The organism is Nocardioides sp., from assembly GCF_035697785.1.
Classification (GTDB): Bacteria; Actinomycetota; Actinomycetes; order Propionibacteriales; family Nocardioidaceae; genus Nocardioides_B.
In genome coordinates, this window is record NZ_DASSCL010000126.1 from 1 (window position 1) to 2,200 (window position 2,200).

The 2,200-nt window shown below is 71.2% G+C and carries 2 protein-coding genes; one reads left to right on the forward strand and one right to left on the reverse strand.

Features of this window, described 5'->3' with window-relative positions; genetic code table 11:
- Positions 1 to 350: 350 nt before the first annotated feature.
- A complete protein-coding gene (gene hisC / locus VFH10_RS13565; RefSeq protein ID WP_325129426.1) occupies positions 351 to 1,433 on the reverse strand; it encodes a histidinol-phosphate transaminase in 1,083 nt (360 codons plus the stop codon).
- Positions 1,434 to 1,594: 161 nt separating this feature from the next.
- Here hisC and VFH10_RS13570 point away from each other — a divergent pair, with 161 nt between their 5' ends.
- Positions 1,595 to 2,131: a hypothetical protein gene (locus tag VFH10_RS13570; RefSeq protein ID WP_325129428.1), complete on the forward strand. Its 537-nt coding sequence runs from the start codon at positions 1,595 to 1,597 to the stop codon at positions 2,129 to 2,131.
- The last annotated feature ends 69 nt before the right edge of the window (positions 2,132 to 2,200 follow it).

Genomic DNA, 2,200 nt, shown 5'->3' on the forward strand with positions numbered 1-2,200 from the left:
CCGAGTGCGGCCGCGCCAGGGCGCGAGCCGTCGGAGCCGGGTGAAGAAGTTTTTGCGCGCGCGGTACCTGTGCAGCGTCGAAGCCATGACCAAATCCCCCACGGATCAGGTCGGCTCGGGATCAGTGGCGGTGGGTCCGCCGCGAGCCTTGCCGACAACTCAAGGCCCGGCCCCGAGTCCGACGTCATGCAGCATCGACAGCACCAAGCAGACAAGGCAACACACAAGGGACCAAGGCCGCGACTGGGCTAGTCCGCGCATGTCCGAATCGTCCGGCGTTAGGTTGTTATGGGACGGAATCCCCTTGCATGACGGGGGAAAGCGCGTTCCGTCCTTTACGGGCCGCGACTTCAGACGCCGGTGATGAAAGCCGCCGTGACCTCGAGCAGCCGGTCGTTCGCCTCCGGCTCGCCGACGGTCACCCGGACCCCGTCCCCGGCGAACGGGCGGACCGTGAGACCTGCCACCTCGGCGACCGCCGCGAAGTCCCCGGCGCGCTCCCCCAACGGCAGCCAGCAGAAGTTGCCCTGCGCGTCGGGAATCTCCCAGCCCTGCTGGGCGAGGCCCTCGGTCACCCGGGTTCGCTCGGCCACGATCGACTCGACGCGCTCGAGCAGCTCGACCTCGGCGGCGAGGCTGGCGACGGCCGCGGCCTGGGCGACGCTGTTGACCCCGAACGGCAGCGCCACGGCGCGTACGGCGGCGGCCACCGTCTCGTCGGCGACCATGTAGCCGACGCGCAGACCGGCGAGCCCGTAGGCCTTGGCGAAGGTGCGCATCACCGCCACGTTGGCGTGGTCGCGCTGCAGCGCGATGCCGTCGATCGGGTCGGTGGACCGGACGAACTCGCGGTAGGCCTCGTCGACGACCACGAGCACGTCGTCGGGGACCTGGTCGAGGAAGTCGCGCACCTCCGCGTCCGGGATGGACGTTCCCGTCGGGTTGTTGGGGCTGCACAGGATGACGACCTTGGTGCGCTCACTGACCCTCGACGCCATCGCATCGAGGTCGTGCTCACCGGTCGCCGTCACGGGCACCCGGACCGACGTGGCGCCTGCTGCGGAGACCGCGATCGGGTAGGCCTCGAACGAGCGCCACGCGTAGACGACCTCGTCGCCCGGCTCGCAGTAGGCGGTGAGCAGGTGGTAGATCAGCGCCACCGAGCCCGTCCCCGCGGCCAGCCGCGACTGCGGTACGCCGAGCCGGTCGGCCAGCGCGTCGTACAGCGCGGTGTTGCCCATGTCGGGGTAGCGGTTCATCTGCGCGACCGCTGCCTGGGCCGCCTCGATCACGCCGGGCAGCGGCGCGTGCGGGTTCTCGTTGGAGGACAGCTTGTAGACCTGCTGCCCCGGACGCGGGGCGGGCGGCTTGCCGGCGACGTAGGCGGGGATCGACGCGACCGTGGGTCGGGGCTGAGGTGCTCGGGAAGTCACGCGGCCAACTTACTCATGCGGCGTCCTGACGCCGCGGCCGCACGCTCAGCCGCAGACGCGGACTTTCACGTCTTGTTGATGCGGGGCGAGGACGCTCGCCGCACCGGTCCTGGGAGGAGACCGGAGACGACCAGCGCCACGAACAGACGGAGGGGGTCGTGATGCCCGAGCTCGACCGGAGAAACCTGCTGACCCTGGCTTCCGCCGGGGGACTGGCGGTGGCGAGTGCCGTGCTGCTGCGTGCCACCTCGCCCGACGATGATCGCGTCACCCGGGGCAGGGGACGCGCCACCTCCTTCGGCAGCGTCGCCGTGCTCGACGCCGTACGCCGGCCGCGGAACGGCGACGGGACTCCGACCAGCCACTCCGTCGCCGATCTGGACGACGGAGCGAACCACGAGGACGACCACGGGTGGCCCGACCTGGTCAGGGTCAGGGTCGAGGTGCACAACGGCACCGCTCACCCCCTCCTCGCCTCATTGGGCCAGTTCCGGCTCCGCGTGGCCACTGACGGACCGACCGTCACCCCCTTCGCCTGGCAGCACGACCCTGGAGCGCTCGCGCCACGGTCGACCCGCACCAGCTGGGTCGACTACCTGGCGCCCCCGGACGACGACCTGTGGGTCGAGTTCGAGGACGCCGGCGAGGCCCGGCCGGCCACACTGCCGTTCCGGCTGGAGGTGACCCGCGATGCGTGAGCAGGAGGCCCAGCAGGAGATTCAGGGCACCACCCGCCGCCACCTCCTCGGGGTCGGCGCGGTCGGCGC

Bases quoted from the DNA above. Each gene is read 5' to 3' on its own strand.
- VFH10_RS13570 (WP_325129428.1), top strand. From the start codon at position 1,595: ATGCCCGAGCTCGACCGGAGAAACCTGCTGACCCTGGCTTCCGCCGGG.